Below are 25,173 nucleotides of genomic sequence, written 5' to 3' on the forward strand. Positions count from 1 at the left end.
GAGATACAGGGCGAGATCACGAGGAACATCGAGGATGGCACGATAGGTGATCACGTGGGGGCCTTACCTGGTGAAGATCATCTTTGGTCGGAGTTCTTCTACCAGGAGCCCCCACGTCCCACTCCATTAGGCAGGCTCTCTGCCGCCTCCACAGATCACGCCACGGCGACACCCACCACGCCTTACTGAGATCACCTCATTGAAATCGCGTTCATGCGGGACGGCGGCGTCCGATCCTCCACAGGCAGTACACCCCGGCGCCTGCGGCGACCGGGCTGAGGACCGGTTGCAGGAACAGGAGTGCGGCCGTCAGGGCGCACGAGGAGAGGGCCAGCGCTCGCCAGGTGCGGAGTTCGCGCTCGGTGTGCGCGGGCGCCTCGCGCGCGGGGGTTGCCGGGGCGGCGCGCAGTCCCAAGTAGACCTGGCAGGCCGCGGCGAGCGCGAACACCAGCGCCCACACCCACCGGCCTTCGGTCAGCCGGAACCCGGCGAGCAGCAGGAAGCAGCCCGCCCCGATCGCGTACCCCGGCGTGATCGTCCTCATTGGACCAGCCCCACGTACTGCGCCAGCGCGATGAGGCCCGCGCCGAGCAGGACCAGCGACGAAGCCCAGATCAGCGCCCTGCCCGCGCGGTTGATCCGGAAGCGGGCCGGGAGCACCCGCTTCTCCAGGGCGAGCAGGCCGAAGCCGTAGGCGCCCACCGCCACCGTCCCGCCGACGATGTTGGCCGGGCTGATCAGCTTCACCAGGTCGCCGCCGGTGAGGATGAGGGCGATACCGCCGAGCAGCACGTAGCCGTAGACCCAGCGCCGCGTCCGGCCCACGCCACCGGCGTGCACGCGCTTCGACACCGCCGACAGCGACTCGTGCGTGGTGCGGGTGTAGACCTCCCAGATCGCGTACATCGTGCCGAGGAAGACCATGATGATCGCGACGATGTAGAAGTACTGGAACAGCGGGTGGATCACGCCCAGCACGTCGCCCTGGTAGGTCAGCACGTCGTTGCCGCTGGGCACGTTGTGCGCGGCGCCGAGGATCTCCTTGCCGGTGATGATGAACGCGACCGCGGTCAGCGCCATCGTGGCGAAGCTGAGCACGACGTCGCCGAGCGGCGCTCGAGCCCACCCGCGCGCCTTGCGCCGCTCCTGGTCGGTGTCGGGCAGCGCGATCGGCTCCACGACCGGAACGTCGTCGCCGCGACCGGGCAATCCGAGCGCGCCCCAGCGCTTCTCGCGCATCAGGCCCGCGTAGCCGATGTAGTCGTACATGCCGCCGCCCAGGCCGCCCATGAACACCACGGCCTCCACCCAGGCCGATTCCGCGGCGATGTCCGGGTACTCGACGTGCACGAAGTGTTCGTAGGAGAAGGGTTGCGGGGCGAAGCCCGCCAGCACGTCGAGCCACTGCGGGTTGGCCGCGAACACCGCCACGACGACCAGGGTGACCTTGAGCGCGACGATCGCGATCTGGGCGCGCTCCAGCAGCGCGTACCACCCGAACCAGGCGATCGCCGCCGCCAGCACGAGCAGGACGAGACCCCACGCGATGGCCGGGCCGCCCGCGACCCGGTTGAGGTAACCGCCGATCCCCGAGGCCAGCGCGCTGGCCACGAACGGGAAGGACAGGACCGCGAGCGCACCGATGAGCATCGGGAACCAGCCGCGCGGCCCCGGGATCACCCGCGCCATGCCGCGCATCGGGTGTTCCCCGGTGAGCACGATGTAGCGGTTGGAGGAGTAGATCACCGCCGCCTTGGCCACGGCACCCACGACGACCACCCACAGCACCGCGAACCCGAACACCGCCCCCATCCGCGATGCGAGGACGGTTTCGCCGCTGCCGACGGTCAGCGAGGCGATGATGGCGCCGGGGCCGAAGAACTTGACGATCGTGCCGAAGCTGAGGCGTCGTTTGGCCAGTTCCGGTGGTACTTCCGGCAATCGCGCCTGCTCCGCGGGCAAGCCGGCGTCCTGCGTGCTCATCTCCGCACCTCCGTTGTCCCGAAATCGGGTGCGATCGCGGGGGTTCGGGTGACTCCGATGCCGATCATGCTGACTCCTTCGTCAGTCATGTATAACGTTATACTCCAGGTGTAACGTTGTACTTTGTGTCATCCGGTCGCTCCGCTGTCAACCCTTGACCTGCGCGAGCGGACCTGCGCTCGACGGGAGAGGGGACCATGTCGCGAGGTCGCGAACCCACGGTGAAGGACGTGGCTGAGCACGCGGGCGTCTCGCCCGGCGTGGTGTCGCGCGTGGTCAACGCCAACGGCTCGGTGTCCGAGCGGACCCGCGAGCGGGTGCTGGCCTCCATCGCCGAGCTCGGCTACCGCCCGCACAGCGCCGCGCGCGAACTGCGCACCCGCACCACCAACACGATCGGCCTGGTGCTGGCCGACGTGGCCAACCCGTTCTTCTCGCAGCTGGCGGACCACATCGTGCGGCACGCGGCGGACGTCGGCCTGGGCGTCCTGCTGACCACCACGCAGGAAGACCCGGCGATGGAGCTCAAGAGCATCGAGCTCCTGCTGCAGAAGCGCGTGGGCGGCGTGATCGCAGCACCCGGCACCGAGAACGCCGCCGCGTGGCGGCACATGCGCGAGACCGGCGTCGAGCTCACCTTCGTGGACCGCTTCATCGACCGCATCCCGGGCATCGACGTCGTCGGCATGGACAACGAGCACGCCGCGCACTCGGCGACCACGGCGCTCATCGAACGAGGTCACCGGCGGATCGCGCTGGTCAGCGGACCGAGTGAGACCTCGACCGGTCGCGAGCGCATCGCGGGTCATCGGAGGGCGTTGCAGGAGCACGGCATCGACGAAGACCCCGGTCTGGTCATCGAACTCGCCTTCCGCCCCGTCGAGGCGGAGACCGCCCTGGCGGGGATCGTCGCGCTGCCGCAGCCGCCGACGGCCTTGATCGTCGGCAACACCGCCGTGTCGGCCAGCGTCGTCACGCACCTGCGTTCGGCGGGGATCTCAGTGCCCCAGGACCTCTCGGTCATCGTCTTCCACGACGCCGAGTGGACGGCGCTGACCTCGCCGCCGCTGACCGTGGTTCGTCATCGGCTCGACGAGCTGGCGCGGCACGCGGTCGACATGCTCCACACGCGCTTGAACTCCCCGGAACGCCTGCGCCGCAGGGAGAAGCGGCTCCCGAGCGAGCTGGTGATCCGGCCCAGCATCGCGCAGGTGGGCGATTAGCGGGCCGGGTGCTGGGCGCTGAGGAAGGCGTCGAGGGTCGCTGTGCGGTGGTTCCTGGCCGCCAGCTCGACGTCGATGGGGGCTGCGCCGGTCTCGATGAGGTGGATGAGGTGGTCGTGCTCGGCCACCGACTGGACGGCGCGGCCGGGCACGAAGCTGAAGGTGGAGTCGCGCAGCATGCGCAGCCGGCTCCAGCCGCGGCGGACCAGGTCGGTCATGTGCTCGTTGGGGCAGCGCAGGAACAGCACCGAGTGGAACTCCTCGTTGAGCTCGGTGAAGCGGCGCGGGTCGAAGTGCTCCAGGGTTTCGCGCATGCGGTCGTTGATCGCGCGCGCCTTGGCCAGGTCCTCGGCGGTGAGCAGGGGAGCGGAGAACCCGGTGGCGGCGCCCTCGACGACCGCGAGGGTCTGCATCGTGGTGACGTACTCGCCCTCGTCGACCAGGGCGACCTGCGCGCCGACGTTCTTCTCGTAGGTGACCAGCCCCTCGGCCTCCAGCCTGCGGATGGCCTCGCGGACCGGGACGGTGCTCACGCCGAGCTCGGCGGCGAGCTGGCTGAGCACCAACCGGTAGCCGGGCGTGAACCGGTGCGAGACGATGCGGTCGCGGAGCCACTCGTAGGCCAGCTGGGACTTGCTGGTCGCGGTGCGCTCGTCCGCTGCGTCGGTGGTCATCGCTCCTCGTTTCGCCGGCGTGGCAGTTCATCTTGCCCGAGGCGCGATCCTCCGGACCCTGCCGCGTTCTGCATTGTAATCAGATATGGCATCGTATACGATCCTCGGTCATGACGACCGATGCCGTTCGTTCTCCGGCTGAAGGCCTCGCGCACCACCCGCTCGTCGGGCGGCCGGGCAAGGTCATCGCGCTGCACCTGAACTACCCGTCGCGGATCGCCCAGCGCGGCCGCGCGCCGTCGAAGCCGTCGTACTTCCTGAAGCCGGTGACCTCGCTGGCCGCCACCGACCAGACCGTCGAGCGACCGGCCGGGGCCGAGCTGCTGGCCTTCGAGGGCGAGATCGCGCTGGTCATCGGCAAGACCGCGCGCCGCGTCCCGCGCGAGGACGGCTGGTCGCACGTCGCCGCGGTGACCGCGGCCAACGACCTCGGGGTCTACGACCTGCGCGCTGCCGACAAGGGCGCCAACCTGCGCTCCAAGGGCGGCGACGGCTACACCCCGCTCGGTCCGGAGCTCATCCCGGCCGCCGAGATCGACCCGGCGGAGCTGCGGGTGCGCACCTGGGTCAACGGCGAGCAGGTCCAGGACGACTCGTCGGGCACCGTGGTCTTCCCCTTCGGCGAGCTGGTCGCCGACCTCTCCCAGCTGATCACCCTGGAGCCCGGCGACGTCGTGCTCACCGGCACGCCCGCCGGATCGTCGGTGGTCGGGCCCGGTGACGTCGTCGAGGTCGAGGTGGACGTGCCCGGCGCCGAGCGCAGCTCCGGCCGGCTGCGCACCACCGTCGTCGCGGGGACCGAGCCGCTGCCGGAGTTCAGCGCGCAGCCGTCGGTCGACGACCACCAGCGGGCCGAGGCCTGGGGCAGCCGCGAGGCCGCCGGGCTGGAACCGCCGTTCGAGCTCACCGAGGACCGCGTCGCCAAGCTGCGGAAGGTCGCCGTCGCGACGCTGTCGGCGCAGCTGCGCAAGCACGGCTACAACCAGGTCTCCATCGACGGCGTGCGCATCGACAAGCCCGGCAGCAAGGTCATCGGTCGCGCCCGCACGCTGCGCTTCGTGCCCGCCCGCGAGGACCTGTTCCGCAGCCACGGCGGCGGCTACAACGCGCAGAAGCGCACCTTCGACTCGCTGAAGCCCGGCGACGTGCTGGTGGTCGAAGCGCGCGGCGAGCGGGGGAGTGGCACCGTCGGCGACATCCTGGCGCTGCGGGCGCAGGTGCTGGGTGCGGCGGGCATCGTCACCGACGGCGGCGTGCGCGACCACAGCGCGGTGAAGGAGCTCGACATCCCCACCTTCTCCGGCGGGCCGCACCCGGCGGTGCTCGGGCGCAAGCACGTGCCGTGGGACAACGACATCACCGTGGCCTGCGGCGGGGCGACGGTGCAGCCGGGCGACGTCATCGTCGGCGACGACGACGGCGTGCTGGTCATCCCGCCCGCGCTGCTCGACGAGGTGCTCGACGCCGCGATCGAGCAGGAGGCCGAGGAGGAGTGGATCGCCGCCCGCGTCGCCGAAGGCGCGGCGGTGGACGGGCTCTACCCGCTGACCGGCGAGTGGCGCCGCCGCTACGACGCGGAGCACGACGACCAGGGAGGAACCCGATGACGAACTGGCGCACACGCCCCGAAGAGCTGACCGGGTCGATCGCCCCGGTGATCACCCCGTTCACCGATGACGGGGCGGTGGATCACGAATCCCTGGCCAACCTGGTGAACTGGCAGCTCAGGCAGGGTTCCGACGGGATCTCCATCGGTGGGTCCACCGGCGAGCCCAGCGCGCAGACCATCGACGAGCGGGCCGATGCGATCCGCACGGTGCTCAAGACCGTCGACGGGCGCGCACCGGTCGTTCCGGGCACCGGATCGGCGAAGCTGGACGAGACGATCGAGCTCACCGGTGCGGCCTACGACGCGGGCGTGGACGCGGCGCTGATCATCACGCCGTACTACGCGCGGCCGACGCAGGAAGCGCTCTACGTCTGGTACAAGACGGTGGCCGAGGAGTACCCCGAGCTGCCGATCATCGCCTACAACGTGCCGAGCCGGACGGCGGTGGAGATCGCGCCGGAAACCGTGGCCCGGTTGCACCGCGACGTGCCGAACTTCGTGGGCATCAAGGAGACCACCAAGGACTTCGAGCACTTCTCGCGGGTGATCAAGGCGGCGGGCCGGGACCTGCTGGTGTGGTCCGGGATCGAGCTGCTGTGCCTGCCGCTGCTGGCCTTGGGAGGCACCGGTTTCGTCAGCGCCACGGCCAACATCGCGCCCGGCGCGACGAAGAAGATGTACGAGGCGTTCCACGGTGGACGGATGGACGAGGCGCTGGACATCCACTACGGGGTCCACCCGCTGGTGGACCTGATCTTCGTGGAGACCAACCCGGCCCCGGTCAAGTGGGTGTTGGCGCAGCGCGGCCTGATCCGCTCCGAGCACGTCCGGCCGCCGTTGATCACACCGACCGACGCGGGCAAGGATAAGATCCGCGCGCTGCTGGCCGAGGGCGCTGATCACCTGTCGCCGGTCGAGGACACCGACACCATCGCCGGAGGGAACTGATCATGCAGCACGTGCCGGCGGATCTGCCGAAGCGGATCCAGCACTTCATCGACGGGGAGTTCGTCGACAGCCTCGACGGCGACACCTTCGAGGTCCTCGACCCGGTGTCGAACAAGCCGTACCTGGAGGCATCGTCGGGCAAGCAGGCCGACATCGACCGCGCGGTCTCGGCCGCCCGCAAGGCCTTCGACGAAGGTCCGTGGCCGGGGATGCTGCCGCGCGAACGCGCCCGGATCCTCAACCGCATCGCCGACATCGTCGAGACCCGCAACGAGCGCCTGGCGGAGCTGGAGACCTTCGACACCGGGTTGCCGATCACGCAGGCGCTGGGGCAGGCGAAGCGCGCCGCGGAGAACTTCCGGTTCTTCGCCGACCTGATCGTCGCCCAGGCCGACGACACCTACAAGGTGCCGGGCAAGCAGGTCAACTACGTCAACCGCAAGCCCAAGGGCGTGGCCGGGTTGATCACGCCGTGGAACACGCCGTTCATGCTGGAGAGCTGGAAGTTGGCGCCCGCCTTGGCCTCCGGCTGCACGGTGGTGCTCAAACCCGCTGAGTTCACGCCGCTGTCGGCCGGGTTGTGGCCGGAGATCTTCCGCGAGGCCGGTGTTCCCGACGGGGTCTTCAACATCGTCAACGGTCTCGGCGAGGACGCGGGCGACGCGCTGGTCAAGCACGAAGACGTCCAGCTGATCTCCTTCACCGGTGAATCGGCCACCGGCAAGCTGATCTTCGCCAACGCCGCTCCGACGCTCAAGGCGCTGTCGATGGAGCTCGGCGGCAAGAGCCCGGCGATCGTGTTCGCCGACGCCGATCTGGACGCGGCGATCGACTCGACGGTGTTCGGCGTGTTCTCCCTCAACGGCGAACGCTGCACCGCCGGCAGCCGAATCCTGGTGGAGCGCGGCGTCTACGACGAATTCGTGCGCCGGTACGTGGCGCGGGCGGAGAACGTCAAGGTCGGCGATCCGCACGATCCGGCCACCGAGGTCGGCGCGCTGGTGCACCCGGAGCACTACGAGAAGGTGACCAGCTACATCGAGATCGGCAAGACCGAGGCCACGCTGGCGGCCGGTGGCGGGCGCCCGGAAGGCATGGAGTCCGGGAACTACGTGCGGCCCACGGTGTTCATCGACGTGCCGCCCACCGCTCGGATCTTCCAGGAGGAGATCTTCGGGCCGGTCGTGGCGATCACGCCGTTCGACACCGACGAGGAAGCCGTGCGCCTGGCCAACGACGTCAAGTACGGGCTGGCCGCGTACGTGTGGACCTCGAACCTGGAGCGGGCCCACAACGTCGGGCAGCGCATCGACGCCGGGATGGTCTGGCTGAACTCGCACAACGTCCGCGACCTGCGCACCCCCTTCGGCGGCGTGAAGGCATCCGGTCTCGGCCACGAGGGCGGTTACCGGTCGCTGGACTTCTACTCCGACCAGCAGGCCGTGCACATCTCGCTGGCCCCCGTCCACACCCCCAAGTTCGGCGCCTGACGCCCGGAACGGAGGAGCGTTCAACGATGAGTGCCGACCTCACCCCTCCCGACATCGTCCGCTGCGCCTACCTCGACCTGGTCGTCACCGACCTGGCCAAGGCGCGGGAGTTCTACGTCGACGTCCTCGGCCTGGTGGTCACCGAGGAGGACGACGAGGCGATCTACCTCCGCACGCTGGAGGAGTTCATCCACCACAACCTGGTGCTGCGCAAGGGGCCGGTTGCCGCCGCGGCGGCGTTCTCCTACCGCGTCCGCACGCCTGAGGACGTGGACCGGGCCGAGGAGTGGTTCGCCGCGCGCGGCTGCCGCACCGAACGCCGGGCCGAGGGGTTCGCGAAGGGGATCGGCGACTCGGTGCGGGTCACCGATCCGCTCGGGTTCCCCTACGAGTTCTTCTACGAGGTCGCCCACGTCGAGCGGCTGGCGTGGCGCTACGACCTCTACACCCCGGGCGCGCTGGTGCGCCTGGACCACTTCAACCAGGTCACCCCGGACGTGCCGAAGGGCCGGGAGTACTTGGAGGACTTGGGTTTCCGGGTCACCGAGGACATCCAGGACGCCGAGGGCACCACCTACGCGGCGTGGCTGCGGCGCAAGGACACCGTCCACGACACCGCCCTGACCGGCGGCGACGGACCGAGGCTGCACCACATCGCCTTCGCCACCCACGAGAAGCACAACATCCTGTCCATCTGCGACAAGCTCGGCGCGCTGCGGATGTCCGACGTCATCGAACGCGGCCCCGGCCGCCACGGCGTGTCCAACGCCTTCTACCTCTACATCCGCGACCCCGACGGCCACCGGGTGGAGATCTACACCCAGGACTACTACACCGGCGATCCCGACAACCCCACGGTGACCTGGGACGTCCACGACAACCAGCGACGCGACTGGTGGGGCAACCCCGTCGTGCCGTCCTGGTACACCGAGGCCTCCCCGGTGCTGGACCTCGACGGCACCCCCCAGCCGCTGGAGAAGCGCACCGACAGCAGCGAAATGGCCGTCACCGTCGGTGCCGACGGCTTCTCCTACACCCGCAAGGGCGACGAGGAGCAGGGCTTCAAGCTCGGGACTTCGCTCTGAGCGGTCAGAGCTCACGATGGAGTGAGGAGAGATCGTTGCAGTTCCACCACCACGGATACGTCTCCGGTGATCCACGCGTGCAGCCCGCCGCGGGCGTGGGGCTCGACCGCCCCGAGGAGCTGCCGGGCGAGGTCGACGTGCTCATCGTGGGCAGCGGCCCGGCCGGCATGATCGCCGCCGCGCAGCTGGCGCAGTTCCCGAACATCACCACCCGGCTCGTCGAGCGCCGGCCCGGTCGGCTCGAAGTCGGCCAGGCAGACGGGATCCAGGCCCGCAGCGTCGAGACCTTCCAGGCGTTCGGCTTCGCCGGGAGGATCACCGAGGAGGCCTACCGGATCACCGAGATGGCCTTCTGGAAGCCCGACCCCGACCAGCCCAGCCGCATCGTCCGGGCCGCGCGCGCCCCCGACGACCCGACGGGGATCAGCGAGTTCCCGCACCTGATCGTCAACCAGGCCCGCGTGCTCGACTACTTCGCCGAAGCCGCCCGCAACGCCCCCGCCAGGGTGGAACCCGACTACGGCTGGGAATTCCTCGACCTCGACGTCGGCGAGGACGGGGTCGACGTTCGGTTGCGCCGCACCACGGGTCCCGACGAGGGCGCCGAGCGGACCGTGCGCGCCCAGTACGTCATCGGCTGCGACGGCGCGCGCAGCCGGGTGCGGGAGTCGATCGGGCGGGAACTGGTCGGTGACCGGGCCAACCACGCCTGGGGCGTGATGGACGTGCTCGCCGAGACCGACTTCCCCGACATCCGCACCAAGTGCGCGATCCAGTCCCACGACGGCGGCAGCATCCTGCTCATCCCGCGCGAGGGCAACCACCTGTTCCGGATGTACGTCGACCTCGGCGAGGTCTCCGACGAGGACCACGGCAAGGTCCGCGACACCACGCAGGCCGAGGTGGAGGCGCGCGCCAACCGCATCCTGCACCCGTACTCGCTGACCGTGAAGCACGTGGCCTGGCGCAGCGTCTACGAGGTCGGGCACCGGCTGACCGACAAGTTCGACGACGTCCCGGCCGAGCTCGTGGGCGTGCGGCGACCGCGGGTGTTCATCACCGGCGACGCCTGCCACACCCACAGCGCCAAGGCCGGGCAGGGCATGAACGTGTCGATGCAGGACGGCTGGAACATCGCCTGGAAGGTCGGGCACGTCCTCGAGGGGCGCGCCGACCCCTCGCTGCTGGACACCTACTCCGCCGAACGGCAGGTCATCGCCCAGAACCTCATCGACTTCGACCGCCGCTGGTCGAAGCTCATGGCGGCCAAACCGGAAGAGCTCTCCGACCCGACCGAGCTGGAGGACTTCTACGTCAAGACCGCCGAGTTCCCGGCCGGTCTTATGACCCAGTACCAGCAGTCGATGATCACCGCCGGAGCCGAGCACCAGGACCTCGCGGCCGGGTTCCCGATCGGCAAGCGGTTCAAGTCCCACCCGGTGACCCGCGTCTGCGACGGCAACCCCGTGCACCTCGGCCACCACCACCGCGCCGACGGCCGCTGGCGCCTCTACGTCTTCGCCGACCGGCCGGGCCCGGGCGAGCCGTCGAGGGCCACCGACTTCGCGGAGTGGATCACCGGTTCGCCGGACTCACCGGTGCTCACCCACACCCCGCGAGGCCGCGACGTCGACGCCTGCTTCGACGTCAAGGTCATCTACCAGCAGCCGCACACCGGGATCGACCTCGGCCGAGTTCCCGCCGCGTACCTGCCGAAGGTCGGCCCGTACCACCTCATCGACTACGAGAAGGTCTACGCGGCCGATCCCGCCGACGACATCTTCGACGCCCGCAACATCACCAGGGACGGCGCTCTCGTGGTCGTCCGCCCGGACCACTACGTCTCCCACGTCCTGCCGCTCGACGCCCGCGACGACCTCACCGCGTTCTTCCACGGCATCACCACACGTCACCCGACCCCGCACCCCGAAGGGGCAGTCCCGTCCCCCTGAACCGGATTTCAACGGAACTCGGACCCTCGATTTCCATTGAAATCGGGGACCTGACTTCAGTGGAACTCGCGTCCACGACTTCCATTGAAATCGTGTCCTCGACTTCAGTGGAGATCGGGACCTCGAGTTCCACTGAAATCGGGGGTTTCCGGGGTGGGGACTTGGTCAGGGGGTGGTTTCGGGGATGGTGATGAAGGTGCCGTCGGCGAAGCCCAGGCACGGGCCCGGGCGGTGGTCGAAGCGCTCGACCTTGCCGAGGAAGAGGGTGTGGTCGCCGCCGTCGTGCTCGGTCCACGGGGTGCACTCGAACCAGGACACCGCTCCGGAGAGACGAGGTGCGCGGGTGCCTTCGACCCAGGCGGGCTCGACGTGGGGCTTGCCCGCGAAGTGCATCGCGAGGTCGCGCTGCTCGGCGCCGAGGACGTTGACGGTGAACGCGCGCCCCGTCAGCAGCGCGTGCGCGCGGACCGAGCGCTGGATCGCGACCAGCACCAGCGGCGGGTCCATCGACACCGAGGTGAAGGAGTTGACGGTCAACCCGTGCCGCTTCACCGCACCGTCGGCGACGCCGTCGAAGGTCACCACGGCGACACCGGTGGCGAACCGCCCCAGGCACCCGCGCAACACCTGCTTGGAGGACTGAGCCGAGGTTGCAATCATCATCGATCGCTCCTAGGAGAGGTCTTGTGGTTGCGTTGCTCGGCGGTGCGGAGTCCCGCACTTGGAACAGCGGCTGCGCCGCGATCCTCGGCCTGGAACGGGCCGCTCCGGTACCGATCGACGCTAGGATCGGCTCCGGCGCCGGGCAACGGCCGCACGACGCCGTGCTCCGCGTGCACAGAGCCGTGCGCTCGGTGGACAGCGCCGAACCGCCCTCCTGTGGCAGCGTCGGGGCGGGCACTTGACCGCCAGCGCAGCGGACCTGCACCTCGGTGAACACCGGCCCGGCGCACTTCCGGCGACCGCGCGCGACGGGCCACGATGACCGCGACCGGGCACGCCTCAACGAGGAGACGCAGATGCCGAACATCGGAATCATCGGAGCCGGAACCGCGGGCCTGCACCTGGCGCTGCTGCTCCAGCAGGCCGGGGTCACCACCCGGATCTACACCAACCAGACCGCCGAGCAGGTGGCGTCGGGACGACCGCAGAACAGCGTGTCGCACCACGCGCCCACCCTCGCCCGCGAGAGCGCGATGGGCGTGAACTTCTGGCCGGTCGAGGAGTACGGGTACCAGGTCCACTACCACCACCTCAACGTCCCGGACGGCCCGCCGGTGTTCCGCGGCGACTTCCTGCGGCCCTCCCGGGTCCTGGACTACCGCATATACCTGCCGCGCCTGATGGCCGAGTACGAGGAGCGCGGGGGGACCATCGAGCAGCGCTCCGTCGAACCCGCCGACTTCGAGCAGCTCGCCCGCCACCACGACCTGATCGTGGTCGCGGCCGGCAAGCGCTCCTTCGCCGAGTACTTCGGCGAACGCCCCGACGTCTCGCCCTACGCCAAGCCGCAGCGGCACCTCGCGGTCGGGTTCTGGGACGGCGTCGCGCAGACCGAACCCCGCGCGGTGACGATGAGCATCTCGCCCGGCCACGGCGAACTCCTGGACCTGCCGATCACCACCTTCGACGGCTGGGCCAGCGCCCTGCTGTGCGAGAACGTCCCGGGCGGTGACCTGGAAGTCCTGATGACGCAGAAGGAATCCGACGATCCCGAGGCCTACCGCCGGCTGACGCTGGACAAGCTCAAGGAGCACCACCCGACCGTCCACGAGCGCATCGACGAGTCCCGCTTCAAGCTGATGCGCCCCGGCGACGTCCTCCAAGGCGCCGCCCGGCCGGTCGTGCGCGAGGACTACCGGCTGCTGCCGGACGGAACCGTGGTGCTGTCGCTGGGCGACGCGCACTCCACTGTGGACCCGGTGACCGGTCAGGGCGCCAACTCGGCGTCCTTCGAAGCTCAGGTGGCGGCCGACGCCATCATCGAGGACGGCGTGGTCGACGAGCGCTTCGCGCAGAAGGTCGCGCTGCGCCTCCGGGAACGCGTCGACGGGCTCAGCACCTGGGTGAACACCATGATCGCCACCCCGACGCCGCCGCACCTGCAGAAGCTGCTGGGAGCGATGTCGCAGATGCGCACGCTCTGCGACGAGTTCACCGAGAACTTCAGCTACCCGCACCGCAACGGCGACATGGTCGCCACCCCGGAACGCGTGGACGCCGCGATCGCCCGGCACGCCGCGCTCGGCAACGACCCGACCACCGGAAAGGTGTCCTGATGCACAAGCTCCTGGTGCTCTACCCGCATCCTGAGGACCCGGCGGCCTTCCAGGCCCACTACGAGGGCGTCCACCTCCCGCTCGCGGCGAAGCTGCCGGGAATGCTGGACCACCGGTACTCGCTGAACGTCCACGCCGAGCCGGAAAGCCCCTACTTCGCGGTGTTCGAGGCCGACTTCCCCGACGCCGCGACGATGGCCGCGGCGCTGGCGTCCCCCGAAGGCGAGGCCGTCCAGGCCGACGTGCCCAACTACGCCACCGGCGCCGTCGTGCTCGACTACCCGGTGGTCAGCCGCTGATCCCCGCCGCCGCGCTGAGCACGTCCCAGGGCGGCGCGGCGGAAGGCGCTGGGCGCCGTGCCGACCTGCTGGCGGAAGGTCCGCGAGAAGTGCGACGGATCCGGGTACCCCCAGCAGGTCGCGATCTCCGAGATCGGGCGGTGCGCCTGCAGGGGATCGGCCAGCTCGCGGCGGATCGCCTCCAGCCGCTGCTCGCGGATCCAGGCCGACACGGTGGTGCCCTGCTGGTGGAACAGCCCGTGCAGGTGCCGGGTGGAGATGAACACCGCCCGCGCGATGCTGTCCGGGCTCAGCTCGCTGTCACCGAGGTTGTCCAGGATGTGCTCGCGGATGCGCAGCATCAGCGACAGGTGCTCCCGGTCGTGGTCGGTGGTGCGGGCGAGCGCGGCCGTGCTCAGCAGCGCCGAGATCAGCTCGATCGCGGTGCGCACGACCCGCGCCGAGGCCGGGCCCTCCAGCGCGGCGAAGTCGCTGGAGATCTCGGTCAGCAGGGGAGTGACGAGCCTGGTCAGCGACTCCTCCGGGCCCAGCGAGGTCGCCGTGATCGCGCGGACGTGGTCGGGGCTCGGATCGATCAGGTCGCGCGGGAACATGATCACCACGGCGTCGATCGGGTCGGCGAAGCGCAGGTCGTAGGGCCGCGCGGTGTCGTAGACGCTGACGCTGCCGGGCAGCATCAGCGCCGTCCGGGAGTCTTGCACGAGCTCACCGGTGCCCTCCAGCATCAGCGTCACCTTGTAGAACAGCCGTTGCGAGGCGTCGATGAGCGCCGGGGTCCGGTGCACCTCGTGCGGGGTGACCTGCAGCCGGGAGAAGAACACCTCGTCGATGACCCGGCCCCGGATGGTGGCGGCGAACCGGCCGTCGCTGAGGTCGTCGACGACCAGCGGCACGAACGACGACGACACCACCCGCTGCCAGGCCAGCACCGATTCAGTCGCGAACGCCACCGGCGGCAGTGCCATGCGTGCCTCCTCGACGTCGAGGGCAACTCTTCCTGCGGTCGTCGAACCCGGCGGTGCGAGCAGCAGAACCCGCAACACCACCTGGCCCGTGCGCCCGATGCCGATGCCGACGCCCGGCACGGCGTCGCGACGCACTCACCAGACGACGTCCCAGAACCCGCGGCGGTGCGCTCAGTTCGGCGGCAGGTACTAAACCAGCTCGGTCGGTCTCCCGCCAGTGCCCGGTTCTCGACGCAGGTGACGGATTACTCCGGTAATCCGTTCCCCGATTACCGGAGTAATCCGGGCCCTCCCGCCTCCAGCACCGGGGCGCCGCTGTGATCGGGACCCGGAATACCGGCGTAATCGAATCCCGGAATACCGGCGTAATCGGGTCCCGGAATACCGGGGTAATCGGGGGAGCGGGGTGGGGAGCGTTGCCATCGGTGCTGGTCACGACGTAGTGTTTGCCGTTGCTGAACGATCGGTGAGGACGGACGATGATGTCGGTCAGCTCGGACGAGGAAGTCGGGGAGTTCGAGGCCTCCGCCTCGACGGTCTTCGCCCCGCTGCGCATCCGGCCGCTGCGGCCGGGACCGTTCCGGAGCTCGCTGCGGGCCACCTCCGCGGGGGAAGTGGCGGTCACCCGCATCAGGTGCGCCCCCTGCCAGGTGCGCCGCACGCCGCGGCTGATCGGCTCGGGCGACCGCGACCTGGTGAAGGTCACCATGCTCACCGAGGGCCGCGGTGAGGTCGAGCAGGACGGCCGGCGTTGCGTGCTCACGCCCGGCGATCTGGTCAACTACGACACCGACCGGCCCTACCAGCTGAACTTCCCCGCCCCCTACGACATCACCGTGGTGGCGGTGCCGAAGTGGCTGCTCGGCGGTCACGTCGACACCCTCGCCACGCGCAGCGCGATCGCGGTGCCCACCTCGCGCGGGGTGCAGCGGGTCGTCGGCGGGTTCTTCCGCACCATGACCGACGTGCTCGGCGAGGACACCGGCGGTTTCAGCGGTGACGCGGGCAGGCACCTCACCGACGCGCTGGTGTCGATGGTGATCTCCGAGCTCGCCGAGCTGCGCCCCGAGCCCGGCGAGGACCTCGCCGACCGGGTGCTGGCGCACTGCCTCGCCCGCCTCGACGACCCGGGTCTCACGGTGGAATCCGTGGCACGCGCCCATCACGTTTCCGTTCGCCAGCTGCACAAGCTGTTCGCCGAGCGGCCGATGACGCTCTCCGCCTGGATCCGGCGGCAACGCCTGCAGCGCATCCGGCGCGACCTCGCCGACCCGGCGCTGGCCGACCGCACCGCCGCCGCGATCGCCGCCCGCTGGGGCGTCCTGGACGCCACCCACCTCAGCCGCGCGCTCAAGGCCGAGTTCGGGCTGACCGCGATGGAGATCCGGCGGGAGGCGCGGTAGCCACCCGCCGAGCACCTCCGTCACGCCAGGCTGGTCCAGATGCTCTTGACCTCGGTGAAGGCCTCGATCGCCTCCCAGCCCATCTCCCGGCCGGAACCGGAGGACTTCATCCCGCCCCACGGGGCGCCCGCGTCCAGCAGCGGCGGCATGTTGATCCACACCGTCCCCGCCTTGACCTGGTGCGCGAGCCGGTTCGCGGTGCCGATGTCGCGGCTCCAGATGTAGGCGGCCAGGCCGTACTCGGTGTCGTTGGCGCGCGGCGCCAGCTCCTCGGGGTCGTCGTAGGGCAGCACCGTGAGCACCGGCCCGAAGATCTCCTCGCGGGCGATCCGCATGTCCTGACCGACCCCGCCGAACACGGTGGGCTGGAAGAAGTAGCCGTTGGCGAGGGGCCCGTCGGCGCGGCTGCCGCCGGTGAGCAGCTGCGCGCCCTCGGACTTGCCGATGGCCACGTAGCGCTCGATCTGCTCCAGCTGCTCCAGCGACGCCACCGGTCCCAGCTGCGTCGACTCGTTGAGCCCGGGTCCCAGCTTCATGGCTCCGGCCGCGCCGGCCATCTTCTCCGCGAACTCGTCGGCCCGCTTGCTGTCGACGTAGAAGCGGGTCGCCGCCGCGCACACCTGGCCCGAGTTGAGCAGGCCGGACATCAGGTTGCCCTCGATGACCGCGTCGACGTCGGCGTCGGCGGCGATGATGCTCGGCGCCTTGCCGCCCAGCTCCAGCGACACCTTCTTCAACGCCCGTCCGGCCTCGGCGCCGATCTCGCGGCCGACGGCGGTGGAACCGGTGAAGGAGATCTTGGTGACGCCGGGGTGGCGCACCAGCGCCTTGCCCGCCTCAGGCCCGCCGGTGACGACGTTGACCACGCCCGCCGGAATCCCCGCCTGCTCCAGCACTTCCGCCAGCAGCAGGGTGGTCAGCGGCGTCTGCTCGGCGGGTTTGACGACCACGGTGTTGCCGGTGGCCAGGGCCGGGGCGAGCTTCCAGACCAGGATCATCAGCGGGAAGTTCCACGGCGTGATCAGCGCGCACACGCCCAGCGGTTCGCGCCGGGTGCGGTGGTCGACGTCGGGGACAGACAGGGCGGTGGTGACGCCGGTGATCTTGGTGCACCAGCCCGCGTAGTAGCGCAGGTGCTCGACGGCGTTGGGCACCGAGAACCCGGCGCTGATCGCCAGCGGCTGCCCCTGGTCGGTGGTCTCCAGCCGGGCGAACTCGTCGGCCCGCTCTTCGAGCAGGTCAGCGGCCTTCAGCAGCAGGCGGGCGCGCTGGGCGGGCAGCAACCCGGCCCACTCCGACGAGGCGAACGCGGCCTGCGCCGCGTCCACGGCTGCGTCCACATCGGACGCGGTCGCCTCCGGGAGCTCGGCGATGACCTCGCCGGTCGCCGGGTTGCGGGTCGAGAACGTGGTGCCGTCGCCGCCGGTCCACTTCCCGCTGATGAACATGTCAGTGCGCAAGGGAACTCCTCGAGGATCTCAGTCGAAGACGATGACGCCGCGCAGGTTCCGGCCGGCGTGCATGTCGTCGTAGGCTTCGGCCACCTGGTCGAGCGTGTAGGTCTTGGTCACCAGCTCGTCGAGCTTGAGGCGACCTTGCTGGTACATGCGCAGCAGGTTCGGGATGTCGCGGCGCGGGTTGGACTCGCCGAACAGCGATCCCTGCAACCGCTTCTGCATGAGCGTGAGGTCGCCGAGGGCGATCGGTGCCCCCACGGCGGTGATGTCGCCCAGCCCGGTCACCACGACCGTGCCGGCCTTGCGGATCGAGGCCAGCGCCTCGCCGATGTGCTCACCCCGAACGACGCCGATGGTGACGATCGTGGCGTCGGCGCCCTGGCCGTTGGTGACCGAGCGAGCGTGCTCGGCGGCCTCGTCGATGGTGGTGCAGAAGTGGGTGGCGCCGAACTGCTTGGCCCAATCCTCCTTGGCCGCAACGGGGTCCACGGCGATGATCGTCGTCGCCCCGGCGTGCGCGGCGCCCTGCAGCGCGTTGACCCCGATGCCGCCGATGCCCATCACGATCACGGTGTCGCCCGGCTGGACGTTCGCCGAGCGCACGGCCGAGCCCCAGCCGGTGGGCACGCCGCAGCCGACGAGCGCGGCCGAGCGCAGCGGGATGCTCTCGTCGATCTTCACCACGGAGTCGATGGAGACCGTGGTGTGCTCGCTGAATGTCGAGATGCCGCACTGCTGGCCGACCGGCTCGCCGTCGAGGTGCATCCGGAAGCTCGACGGGTCGTCGGCGCGCGCACCGGTGAGCAGCGATGCGCCGAGGTCGCAGAGGTTCGACAGGCCGCGCGCGCAGAACTCGCACCTGCCGCAAGCGGGCAGGAAGGAGAACACGACGTGGTCGCCGACCTCGAACCCGGGCGTGTTGGGTCCGACCGCGGTCACGACGCCTGCTCCCTCGTGGCCGCCCGCGTAGGGGTAGACGCCGACCGGCACGTCACCGGTGGCGACGTGGTCGTCGGAGTGGCACAACCCCGACGCGGCCAGCTTGACGGTCACTTCGCCCTGCCGCGGGTCGTCGAGCTCGACCTCCACGGTCTCGTAGGTCCCGGGCACCTGGCGGATGATGGACGTGCGGGTGGTGATCGGCATTGATACCTCCGGTGACTCCGTCGTCACGCCCAGTACAACGGGCCGAAAGGCTCACCCGATCACCAATCCGCGCACACCCCTCGCCAATCCGTGCACGACCCGACCACCCCAGGGCGAGAACCGCGGTTCTCGCCCTGGGAGTGGTGTCAGCGGACTTCGAGCTCGGTGACCCCTGCGTGCTCCGGGCCCTCGGGGCCGGTGATCTCGACCCGCACGTAGCGGGCGAGGTGGCCCTGCGGCGGCTGGGCCGGGACCTCGGTGAAGGTCCTGCCGTCGAGGGAGGTCAGGAGCCGGGAGGAGGTCGGGGCGAGTTCGCTCCAGCGGGGCGTGATCGACGAGATCTCCCGCGCCGCGCCCAGGTCGACCGTCGCCGAGCCCTGAGCGCCGTTGAGGTGCCACGGGGTGGCCGCGTTGCCGTCGAAGGCCGCCTCGGCGTAGCGACCGGGCTCCTCGCTGGTGGCCTCCGTGGGCTTGCAGCGGGCGAGGTTGTCGGTCGGGGTCAGGTCGGGCCTGCGGGTCTTGAGCATGAGCGGCTGCTGCTCGCTGACCACGTGCTCGCCCTCCGGTGCCTGCACCGTGAACGGGTCACCGTCGCGCAGGACCACTGCGGTCTGGTCGCCGCCGATGCGCACGTCGAACGTGCGGCCCTGCCACTTCAGCCCGGTCAGCTCGACACCGCCGTCCAGCTGCGGCGGAAGCGTCGGGTCCAGCACGACCTCGTCGCCGCGCCAGCGCATCCCGGTCAGCCCGTGGGTGAAGACCTGGGTGTAGCCGCCGGCGCCGGTGAGGAAGTTGAACGTCGGGGCTCCCGCGCCCTCCCCGGCGCGTTCACCGCGCGCCTCGGAGAACTGGGCGAACGGGTCCTTCTCGAACGGCCGGATCGACCGGTTCAGGTAGGTGTTGGTGGCGCAGCCGGGTTCGCCGATGGCGGCGGCGTCGATGGCGTGCGCCGAGTCGGTCATCGCCGGGCCGTCCGGGTCGGTGCGCGGCGCGTAGTAGTCGAGGGTGTTGCGGGCGACCTCCGGCGGCATCGGCCACTCCAGCGGGTACTGCAGCAGCACCGCGTCGGCCTGCTTGATCCGCTGGCCCGAGTAGCCGTCGTACTGCTGGAACACCTGCGCCTGCTGGTCGAAGGGCATCCGCACCTTGTCGGCGATGGCGTTCCACTCCGGCGGGGCGGGTTCGCCGAGGATCCGCGCGGCCTCGGTGGCGTCGCGCAGCGCCTTGGCCGCGCCGGCGTTGGTGAACACCGCGTCGTTGACGCCGTTGCTGTACTCGTCCGGGCCCGCCACGTTGTTGATCGAAACGCTGCCGTCGGGATTCGGCGTGACGCGTCCGGCCCAGTACTCGGCGACTCCGCGAAGCACCGGCCAGCCGTGCTCGCGCAGCCACGCCTCGTCGCCGGTGGCCAGGTAGTACTGCCAGGTCGCCAGCGCGACGTCGCTCTGCAGGTGGTTCTGGGTCAGGCAGTGCGGCGGGTCCCAGCTGTGGCAGTCCTTCTGCAGGTCACCGCTGTCGGCGCTGGTCCACGGGTAGAACGAGCCCTGCTGGCCGATGGAGCGGGCGTTGTTGCGCGCGGCGGGCAGCATCTTCTCGCGGTAGGCCACCACCGACTTGGCGATGTCGGGGTGCTGCAGCAGCAGGCTCGGGTACATCCACAGCTCGGTGTCCCAGAAGTTCAGTCCCGCGTAGTTGTCGCTGCTCAGGCCAGCCGGGGCGACGCTGGTGTCCTGTCCTTCGCGGATGCTCGACAGGATCGCGTACTTGCTGGAGCGCAACGATTTCTGCAGGTCCGGGCGGCCCGTGACGCGGATGTCGCTCTCCCACAGCTTCTTCCACGCGGCCACGTGGGCGTCGAGGAGGTCGTCCCAGCCGCGTTCGGCGGCCTCCCGGGAGGCCTTGACGGCGGACGCCTCGTGGTCGGGCGTGGTGACCGTCGTGTCGACGCCGACGAACTTGGCGAACTCGTAGGTCCGCCCCTGCTGGGCGTCGAAGCGGTACTTCTGCTCGGCGTCGAGTCCGTCGACGCGCTGCTCGGGGGCGGTTCGGACGTCGTCCGGTGCGACGACCGTGGAGGCCACGGTGCCTCGCGCGCCGACGCCCTCGGTCTCGAAACCGACGCGCGCGGTTGCGCCGTCGACCGCTCCGGCGGTCGGGTGCATCCGGCGCGCGCCGGCGCCCTCGATCGCACCGGTCACCTCGGACTGCCCGGACCAGCGCGGTGTCACCCGGACGCGCACCGCACCGACGTGCGGGTTGGTCCGGTCGGCCACCACGTCGTAGGCCAGGTCGGTGGCCTTGCCGTCGGGCGTGGTCCAGGTCAGCGACGTCGACAGCACGCCGCACTGGACGTTGAGCGACTGGCGGAAGTCCGAGATCTGCTCTGGCGGGGTCTGCGGCGTGAACACGTGGTCGCCGGCGCGGACGGTCAGCGACGACCAGGTGGGGATGGCCGCGATGGCGTGCCGCGGCACATCGCTCTGCGAGCTCGGCCCCTCGCCGTAGAGCCCGGTGACGAAAGCGCCGTCGTAGCGGGGTGTTTCGAGCGGGAATCCGGTCTTCTCGCCGGTGGCGACGTAGCCCGCACCGGTCGGTGGCACGCGCTGCGACAGGTAGCCGTTGCCGACGAAGGCGTGCGCGGTGTAGGCGGGGTCGAACTGGTCGGTCGACATCTCCCACGCCTCACCGGTCGCGCAGCGCGAGCGTTCTGCGGCAGGAGCGGCAGCTGCGCTGGGCGCGACCGCCGCCGTGGCGACCATCAGCGCAGCGGCCGCGACCCCGCTGGAACGATGCAGTTTCACCCGAGCTCAACTCCCTTGTTCGATTCGGATGGTGATCGCGAATCCTGCTGCGAAGGGAGGTGCCCGTCAAGCCGACGTGGGATCGATCATGCCCCGGTCGAGAGACCCGCCAACCGGACGCTGACCAGCCGGTTCGATCATGAGCCCCGGTGAGCGGCGCCGATTACGCCCCTGGGAGCGCGCTCCTGCCGGAGGTCGCCGAGGTGGCGCCGAGCAGGGATCGGGTGCGGGTGCCGTCGGGGTCGTCGCGGAGGGTGTAGATCTCCAGGCGCTGCTCGGGTCGATCCGACTGGGCCCACAGCTGGAAGTCGACGGTGATCTCGCCCGCGCCCGGGTGCGCCATGCGCTTGGTCCCGGCCACGCACTCGCCGACCCGGCCCGAGGTCCACAGGTCGGCGAACGCGTCGTCGCGGATGCACAGCTCGCCGATCATGCGCGTCAGCGCCTCGTCGTCGGGGTGCTTGCCGCTGGCCATGCGCAGGTAGGCGACGTAATCGGCGGCCTCCCGGTCCCAATCGCGGTAGAGCGCGCGGGCCTTCGGGTCCAGGAACAGCATCCGCGGCAGCGACGGGCGCGCGGCGGGTGACTCCGGCGCGTCGGCGGGTAGGTGCGGGGCGACGAGCGCGTGACCGAGCTCGTTCCAGGCCAGGACGTCGTTGCGCCTGCCGAGGACGATCGCCGGGCGAGCGCTCACCAGCGACAACAGGACCAGGGCCTGCGGGCTGGCCGATTCCGGCCCCTGGTCGGGCGTCGTCCGGCGGGCGCGCGCGAGGTCGAGCAGGTGCTCGGTTTCGGTGACCGACAGCTGCAGCGCCCGGGCCAGGGCCAGCGGCACCTCGTCGGAGGCGTTGCGGCTGTGCCCCTGTTCCAGCCGCGTGTAGTAGGTCACGCTGACGCCCGCGAGCTGCGCGACCTCCTCCCGGCGCAGGCCGGGAACCCGGCGTCGCACCCCGAAGCCGTTCAGCGGGGTCGCTTCCGGCGGTAGCGCCGCGCGCTTGCCCCGCAGGAAGATTCCCAGCTCACCCGGATCGTTCACACCTCAACGGTAGCCCGGATCGTGTGGTGCGAAGGTATCCCCGCGAGTGCCACCCACCGCGAGGAGCCCACGAAGGGGAGCTGGTAGCCGCCTGCGCAGCCGCGCAGTGTCGGGAGCATGCCAATCCCGATCGTCGCTCTGGCCCTCACCGCGTTCGCGCTGGGCACCGCAGAGCTCGTGCCCAACGGTCTGCTGCCGCTGATCAGCAGTGATCTCGGAATCTCGGTGTCCCTGGCCGGCTGGGTGACCACGAGCTTCGCCCTCGGCGCGGTGATCGGCGGCCCGATCGTGGCCGCCGCCACCCTCCGCCTGCCGCGCAAAACCCTCGTGATCGGCCTGACCCTGGTGTTCCTGGTCGCCAACGCCGTCACGGCTTCCGGTGGATCGCTGCTGGTCGTGGCCCTGTCGCGGGCCCTGGCCGGGGCGATGCTGGGCGGGTTCCTCGGCACCGCGATCACCATCGCCCGCGGTCTGGTCGCACCGTCCAAGCAGGCCACCGCCATCGCCGTGGTGTTCACCGGGTTCACCACCTCCAACGTGATCGCGGTGCCGCTCGGCAACCTGGCCGGTCGCGCCGCCGGGTGGTCGGCCGCGTTCTGGCTGGTGTCCGCGCTCGCGGCGGTCGGCGTCGTGGCGATGTGGCTGGTGCTGCCCAGCGCGCCCGGCGGGGCAGCGGAGGACCGGGGCTTCGGCGTCCTGCGCAACGGCCGGCTGTGGACGTTGTTCCTGGCGATCTCGCTCGGTTACGGCGGGCTGTTCGTCGTCCACACCTACATCGCGCCCTTCCTGATCTCGGTGACCGGTGTGTCGCAGGGCGCGGTGACCTGGTTGCTGCTGCTGTTCGGCGTGGGGCTGATCGTCGGCAACAGCCTCGGCGGCCGCTACGCGGACCGGTCGGTCACGCGCACGGTCGTGGTGATCCTCAGCGGACTCGTCGTGTCGCTGCTGGCGCTGTGGGCGCTGGGCTCCCTGCTGCCCGCCGTGATCGTGCTGCTGGTGCTGCTCGGCGGAACCGGTTTCGGCATGGTGCCGCCGCTGCAGTCCTACGTCCTGCAGGTCGCGGGCACGGCGTCGGCGCTGGTCTCGGCTCTGGCCGCGGCCGCCTTCAACTTCGGGGTCGCCTTCGGCTCTGCGGTGGGCGGCACCGTGCTGGCCCGCACGCTCGACTACCCGGTGCTGGCCGTGGTCGGCGCGGCGATGACGGCGCTGGGGCTGGTCGCCTTCCTGGCGACCCGGCCCGGCGCGCGTGCCGGAACACCGGAAGTGCCCGTCGCGCAACCGGTCTGAGTCGTCCGGGGGGTGGGCTCAGGACGGCGTCCAGACCTCGTTGATCGTGGCGGGGGTGAGGACGTCGTCCGGGGCTCCCGCCGCGTGGACGCGGATTCGGTGCAGCAGGACGGGCGCGCTCCGGCGAGGTCGTGCGACACCTGGGCGGTCAGCGCGAGGTGCGCGCTGCGGCGAGGCGCCGGGCCTGCGCGAACGGGTCGGCCGTGATGTTCAGCAGCAGCGCGCTGAGGGTGCCCTCGTAGATCAGGAGGAGGTCCGCGGCGAGCTCCGCGGGTGCGGAAAAGCCCTCGGCGGCGGCGAGTTCGGTGAGCCGGTGGAGCAGGTGGCGCTTGTGCTCGGCGACCACGGCGAGGGCGGGGTGGTCGGGGTCGGTGAGCTCCACCGCCGCGTCCACGTGCGCGCACCCGCGGTGCTGCCCCGAGGTGTCCCACCAGCGCTCCAGGGCGTCGAACAGGGCCAGCAGGGGTTCGTCGGTCTCGGCGATGGCCGCTTCCCAGGCCGCCCGCCACTGCTGGTCGCGCTCGGCGAGGTAGGCGGCGACGAGCTCGTTCTTGCCGCCGAAGTGCTTGTAGCAGGTCGCCAGCGCCACGCCCGCGCTCTCGACGATCGCGTCGATGCCGGTGGCGTTGATGCCCCGCGCGTAGAACAGCTCGTCCGCCGCTGCGAGCAGGCGCTCCCGCGCCGGGGTTGCCGGTTTCGCCATCACGGGACTAGTGTAACGGTCGTTCTACCAGAACGACCGTTCTGCTCCTGGAGGTGGCTGTGCCCGAGCTCAAGGCCGTCGCGTTCGACGTCGTGGAAACCTTGATGTCGCTGGCCGAGGTTCCCGGCCGACTGGCCGAACGCGGTTATCCCGCAGGGCTCTTCGACGCGTGGTTCAACCGCGCCGTGCGCGACGGGATGGCGCTGGCCGCCGCCGGTGGCTACCGCGACTTCGACGAGATCTGCGCCGCCGCGCTGCGCGACATCACCGGCGAGGAGGTCGAGAAGGCGACGATCGACCACGTGCTCGGCGGCTGGGACCGCTTCCCGGCGCACGACGACGTGCTCCCGGCGCTGGAGGACCTCCGCGCCGCCGGTGTGCGGGTCATCGGCCTGACCACCGGATCGGCCAGGACGATCAGCGGGTTCTTCGCCCACAACGGCCTGTCCGAGCACGTCGAGACGGTCCTGTCCTGCGCCGACGTCGGCGTCTGGAAGCCCGCTCCCGGCGCCTACCGCTACGCCACGACCTGGCTCGACCTCCCACCGCACCAGGTCGCCCTCGTCGCCGCCCACGCCTGGGACTGCCACGGCGCCAAGCGGGCGGGCCTGCGAACGGGATGGGTCAGCCGCCTGGAAGGGCGCTACAACCCCACCTTCGACCCGGCCGACGTCGCGGCCGACGACCTCCCCGCAGTCGTCCGGGGCCTGCTCGGCTCGCCGGTTTGAAGATCTGGCTTGGGGGTTTCCCGCTGGAGGCCGCCAGGCGTGGCTGGAAACATCGTGTTCACCAGGAACTTTGCAGGATTCCAGCGTTGACCGCGGTTGTTCTGC

General features: G+C 70.5%; 21 protein-coding genes. 11 read left to right on the forward strand and 10 right to left on the reverse strand.

Annotated elements, in window-relative coordinates; translation table 11 throughout:
- Window positions 1–211: 211 nt before the first annotated feature.
- Window positions 212–544 carry a hypothetical protein gene (locus tag R4I43_RS31510; protein ID WP_324269362.1) on the reverse strand — a complete coding sequence of 111 codons (333 nt, stop codon included), beginning with the start codon at window positions 542–544 and terminating at the stop codon, window positions 212–214.
- The gene (locus tag R4I43_RS31515) at window positions 541–1,983 is read right to left on the reverse strand and encodes an Nramp family divalent metal transporter (protein ID WP_324269363.1); all 1,443 of its coding nucleotides are present in this window, start codon (window positions 1,981–1,983) and stop codon (window positions 541–543) included. The genes R4I43_RS31510 and R4I43_RS31515 overlap by 4 nt, the downstream gene beginning before the upstream one ends.
- Window positions 1,984–2,213: 230 nt before the next feature.
- On the opposite strand from R4I43_RS31515, the gene R4I43_RS31520 reads away from it, so the two are divergent.
- On the forward strand, window positions 2,214–3,206 hold the full coding sequence (locus R4I43_RS31520; RefSeq protein ID WP_324269364.1) for a LacI family DNA-binding transcriptional regulator: 993 nt from the start codon (window positions 2,214–2,216) through the stop codon (window positions 3,204–3,206).
- Here R4I43_RS31520 and R4I43_RS31525 read toward each other — a convergent pair.
- On the reverse strand, window positions 3,203–3,880 hold the full coding sequence (locus R4I43_RS31525; protein ID WP_324269365.1) for a GntR family transcriptional regulator: 678 nt from the start codon (window positions 3,878–3,880) through the stop codon (window positions 3,203–3,205). The genes R4I43_RS31520 and R4I43_RS31525 overlap by 4 nt on opposite strands.
- A gap of 110 nt (window positions 3,881–3,990) precedes the next feature.
- Here R4I43_RS31525 and R4I43_RS31530 point away from each other — a divergent pair, with 110 nt between their 5' ends.
- From R4I43_RS31530 to R4I43_RS31550, 5 genes are read left to right on the forward strand one after another with little or no spacing between them, the layout of a single operon-like run.
- A complete protein-coding gene (locus R4I43_RS31530) occupies window positions 3,991–5,487 on the forward strand; it encodes a fumarylacetoacetate hydrolase family protein (protein ID WP_324269366.1) in 1,497 nt (498 codons plus the stop codon).
- Complete coding sequence (dapA, locus tag R4I43_RS31535; protein WP_324269367.1) at window positions 5,484–6,437, forward strand: 4-hydroxy-tetrahydrodipicolinate synthase; 954 nt, start codon at window positions 5,484–5,486, stop codon at window positions 6,435–6,437. Before R4I43_RS31530 ends, dapA begins: the two co-directional genes overlap by 4 nt.
- A gap of 2 nt (window positions 6,438–6,439) precedes the next feature.
- On the forward strand, window positions 6,440–7,927 hold the full coding sequence (hpaE, locus tag R4I43_RS31540; RefSeq protein ID WP_324269368.1) for a 5-carboxymethyl-2-hydroxymuconate semialdehyde dehydrogenase: 1,488 nt from the start codon (window positions 6,440–6,442) through the stop codon (window positions 7,925–7,927).
- Between the two features lie 26 nt (window positions 7,928–7,953).
- The gene (gene hpaD, locus R4I43_RS31545; RefSeq protein WP_324269369.1) at window positions 7,954–9,012 is read left to right on the forward strand and encodes a 3,4-dihydroxyphenylacetate 2,3-dioxygenase; all 1,059 of its coding nucleotides are present in this window, start codon (window positions 7,954–7,956) and stop codon (window positions 9,010–9,012) included.
- Window positions 9,013–9,047: 35 nt separating this feature from the next.
- A complete protein-coding gene (locus R4I43_RS31550) occupies window positions 9,048–10,964 on the forward strand; it encodes an FAD-binding monooxygenase (protein WP_324269370.1) in 1,917 nt (638 codons plus the stop codon).
- Between the two features lie 165 nt (window positions 10,965–11,129).
- Here the strand turns inward: R4I43_RS31550 and R4I43_RS31555 are convergent, their stop codons facing one another.
- Window positions 11,130–11,627, reverse strand: coding sequence for a flavin reductase family protein (locus R4I43_RS31555; protein ID WP_324269371.1), 498 nt, complete (start codon window positions 11,625–11,627; stop codon window positions 11,130–11,132).
- A 356-nt stretch (window positions 11,628–11,983) separates the two neighbouring features.
- Here R4I43_RS31555 and R4I43_RS31560 point away from each other — a divergent pair, with 356 nt between their 5' ends.
- On the forward strand, window positions 11,984–13,243 hold the full coding sequence (locus R4I43_RS31560; RefSeq protein ID WP_324269372.1) for a styrene monooxygenase/indole monooxygenase family protein: 1,260 nt from the start codon (window positions 11,984–11,986) through the stop codon (window positions 13,241–13,243).
- Entirely contained in the window at window positions 13,243–13,542 is a 300-nt protein-coding gene (locus R4I43_RS31565) for an EthD family reductase (protein WP_324269373.1), read from the forward strand. The genes R4I43_RS31560 and R4I43_RS31565 overlap by 1 nt, the downstream gene beginning before the upstream one ends.
- Here R4I43_RS31565 and R4I43_RS31570 read toward each other — a convergent pair.
- Window positions 13,521–14,642: an AraC-like ligand-binding domain-containing protein gene (locus tag R4I43_RS31570; protein WP_324269374.1), complete on the reverse strand. Its 1,122-nt coding sequence runs from the start codon at window positions 14,640–14,642 to the stop codon at window positions 13,521–13,523. The genes R4I43_RS31565 and R4I43_RS31570 overlap by 22 nt on opposite strands.
- 344 nt (window positions 14,643–14,986) lie before the next feature.
- Here R4I43_RS31570 and R4I43_RS31575 point away from each other — a divergent pair, with 344 nt between their 5' ends.
- The gene (locus tag R4I43_RS31575) at window positions 14,987–15,910 is read left to right on the forward strand and encodes an AraC-like ligand-binding domain-containing protein (RefSeq protein ID WP_324269375.1); all 924 of its coding nucleotides are present in this window, start codon (window positions 14,987–14,989) and stop codon (window positions 15,908–15,910) included.
- 20 nt (window positions 15,911–15,930) lie between these two features.
- Here the strand turns inward: R4I43_RS31575 and R4I43_RS31580 are convergent, their stop codons facing one another.
- The 4 genes from R4I43_RS31580 to R4I43_RS31595 all read right to left on the reverse strand — a co-directional run bounded on the left by R4I43_RS31580 (window position 15,931) and on the right by R4I43_RS31595 (window position 22,350).
- Window positions 15,931–17,370 carry an aldehyde dehydrogenase family protein gene (locus R4I43_RS31580; RefSeq protein WP_324269376.1) on the reverse strand — a complete coding sequence of 480 codons (1,440 nt, stop codon included), beginning with the start codon at window positions 17,368–17,370 and terminating at the stop codon, window positions 15,931–15,933.
- 18 nt (window positions 17,371–17,388) lie between these two features.
- Window positions 17,389–18,513, reverse strand: coding sequence for an NDMA-dependent alcohol dehydrogenase (locus tag R4I43_RS31585; RefSeq protein WP_324269377.1), 1,125 nt, complete (start codon window positions 18,511–18,513; stop codon window positions 17,389–17,391).
- Between the two features lie 146 nt (window positions 18,514–18,659).
- Window positions 18,660–21,314, reverse strand: coding sequence for a glycosyl hydrolase family 65 protein (locus tag R4I43_RS31590; protein WP_324269378.1), 2,655 nt, complete (start codon window positions 21,312–21,314; stop codon window positions 18,660–18,662).
- A 163-nt stretch (window positions 21,315–21,477) separates the two neighbouring features.
- The gene (locus R4I43_RS31595) at window positions 21,478–22,350 is read right to left on the reverse strand and encodes a helix-turn-helix domain-containing protein (RefSeq protein ID WP_324269379.1); all 873 of its coding nucleotides are present in this window, start codon (window positions 22,348–22,350) and stop codon (window positions 21,478–21,480) included.
- Window positions 22,351–22,467: 117 nt separating this feature from the next.
- Here R4I43_RS31595 and R4I43_RS31600 point away from each other — a divergent pair, with 117 nt between their 5' ends.
- The gene (locus tag R4I43_RS31600) at window positions 22,468–23,637 is read left to right on the forward strand and encodes an MFS transporter (protein ID WP_324269380.1); all 1,170 of its coding nucleotides are present in this window, start codon (window positions 22,468–22,470) and stop codon (window positions 23,635–23,637) included.
- 148 nt (window positions 23,638–23,785) lie between these two features.
- On the opposite strand, the gene R4I43_RS31605 is transcribed toward R4I43_RS31600, so the two are convergent.
- The gene (locus tag R4I43_RS31605; protein ID WP_324269381.1) at window positions 23,786–24,340 is read right to left on the reverse strand and encodes a TetR/AcrR family transcriptional regulator; all 555 of its coding nucleotides are present in this window, start codon (window positions 24,338–24,340) and stop codon (window positions 23,786–23,788) included.
- 59 nt (window positions 24,341–24,399) lie between these two features.
- On the opposite strand from R4I43_RS31605, the gene R4I43_RS31610 reads away from it, so the two are divergent.
- Entirely contained in the window at window positions 24,400–25,068 is a 669-nt protein-coding gene (locus R4I43_RS31610; protein WP_324269382.1) for a haloacid dehalogenase type II, read from the forward strand.
- Window positions 25,069–25,173 lie beyond the last annotated feature (105 nt).

The sequence above is a fragment of the Saccharopolyspora mangrovi genome, from assembly GCF_035320975.1.
In the GTDB taxonomy this organism is placed as follows: Bacteria; Actinomycetota; Actinomycetes; order Mycobacteriales; family Pseudonocardiaceae; genus Saccharopolyspora; species Saccharopolyspora mangrovi.

What these genes read in the sequence shown, in the direction of transcription:
- R4I43_RS31510 (WP_324269362.1), bottom strand. Translation starts at nt 544, where the DNA reads ATGAGGACGATCACGCCGGGGTACGCGATCGGGGCGGGCTGCTTCCTG.
- R4I43_RS31515 (WP_324269363.1), bottom strand. Translation starts at nt 1,983, where the DNA reads ATGAGCACGCAGGACGCCGGCTTGCCCGCGGAGCAGGCGCGATTGCCG.
- R4I43_RS31525 (WP_324269365.1), bottom strand. Translation starts at nt 3,880, where the DNA reads ATGACCACCGACGCAGCGGACGAGCGCACCGCGACCAGCAAGTCCCAG.
- R4I43_RS31530 (WP_324269366.1), top strand. Translation starts at nt 3,991, where the DNA reads ATGACGACCGATGCCGTTCGTTCTCCGGCTGAAGGCCTCGCGCACCAC.
- dapA (WP_324269367.1), top strand. Translation starts at nt 5,484, where the DNA reads ATGACGAACTGGCGCACACGCCCCGAAGAGCTGACCGGGTCGATCGCC.
- hpaE (WP_324269368.1), top strand. Translation starts at nt 6,440, where the DNA reads ATGCAGCACGTGCCGGCGGATCTGCCGAAGCGGATCCAGCACTTCATC.
- hpaD (WP_324269369.1), top strand. Translation starts at nt 7,954, where the DNA reads ATGAGTGCCGACCTCACCCCTCCCGACATCGTCCGCTGCGCCTACCTC.
- R4I43_RS31555 (WP_324269371.1), bottom strand. Translation starts at nt 11,627, where the DNA reads ATGATGATTGCAACCTCGGCTCAGTCCTCCAAGCAGGTGTTGCGCGGG.
- R4I43_RS31560 (WP_324269372.1), top strand. Translation starts at nt 11,984, where the DNA reads ATGCCGAACATCGGAATCATCGGAGCCGGAACCGCGGGCCTGCACCTG.
- R4I43_RS31565 (WP_324269373.1), top strand. Translation starts at nt 13,243, where the DNA reads ATGCACAAGCTCCTGGTGCTCTACCCGCATCCTGAGGACCCGGCGGCC.
- R4I43_RS31575 (WP_324269375.1), top strand. Translation starts at nt 14,987, where the DNA reads ATGATGTCGGTCAGCTCGGACGAGGAAGTCGGGGAGTTCGAGGCCTCC.
- R4I43_RS31585 (WP_324269377.1), bottom strand. Translation starts at nt 18,513, where the DNA reads ATGCCGATCACCACCCGCACGTCCATCATCCGCCAGGTGCCCGGGACC.
- R4I43_RS31600 (WP_324269380.1), top strand. Translation starts at nt 22,468, where the DNA reads ATGCCAATCCCGATCGTCGCTCTGGCCCTCACCGCGTTCGCGCTGGGC.
- R4I43_RS31605 (WP_324269381.1), bottom strand. Translation starts at nt 24,340, where the DNA reads ATGGCGAAACCGGCAACCCCGGCGCGGGAGCGCCTGCTCGCAGCGGCG.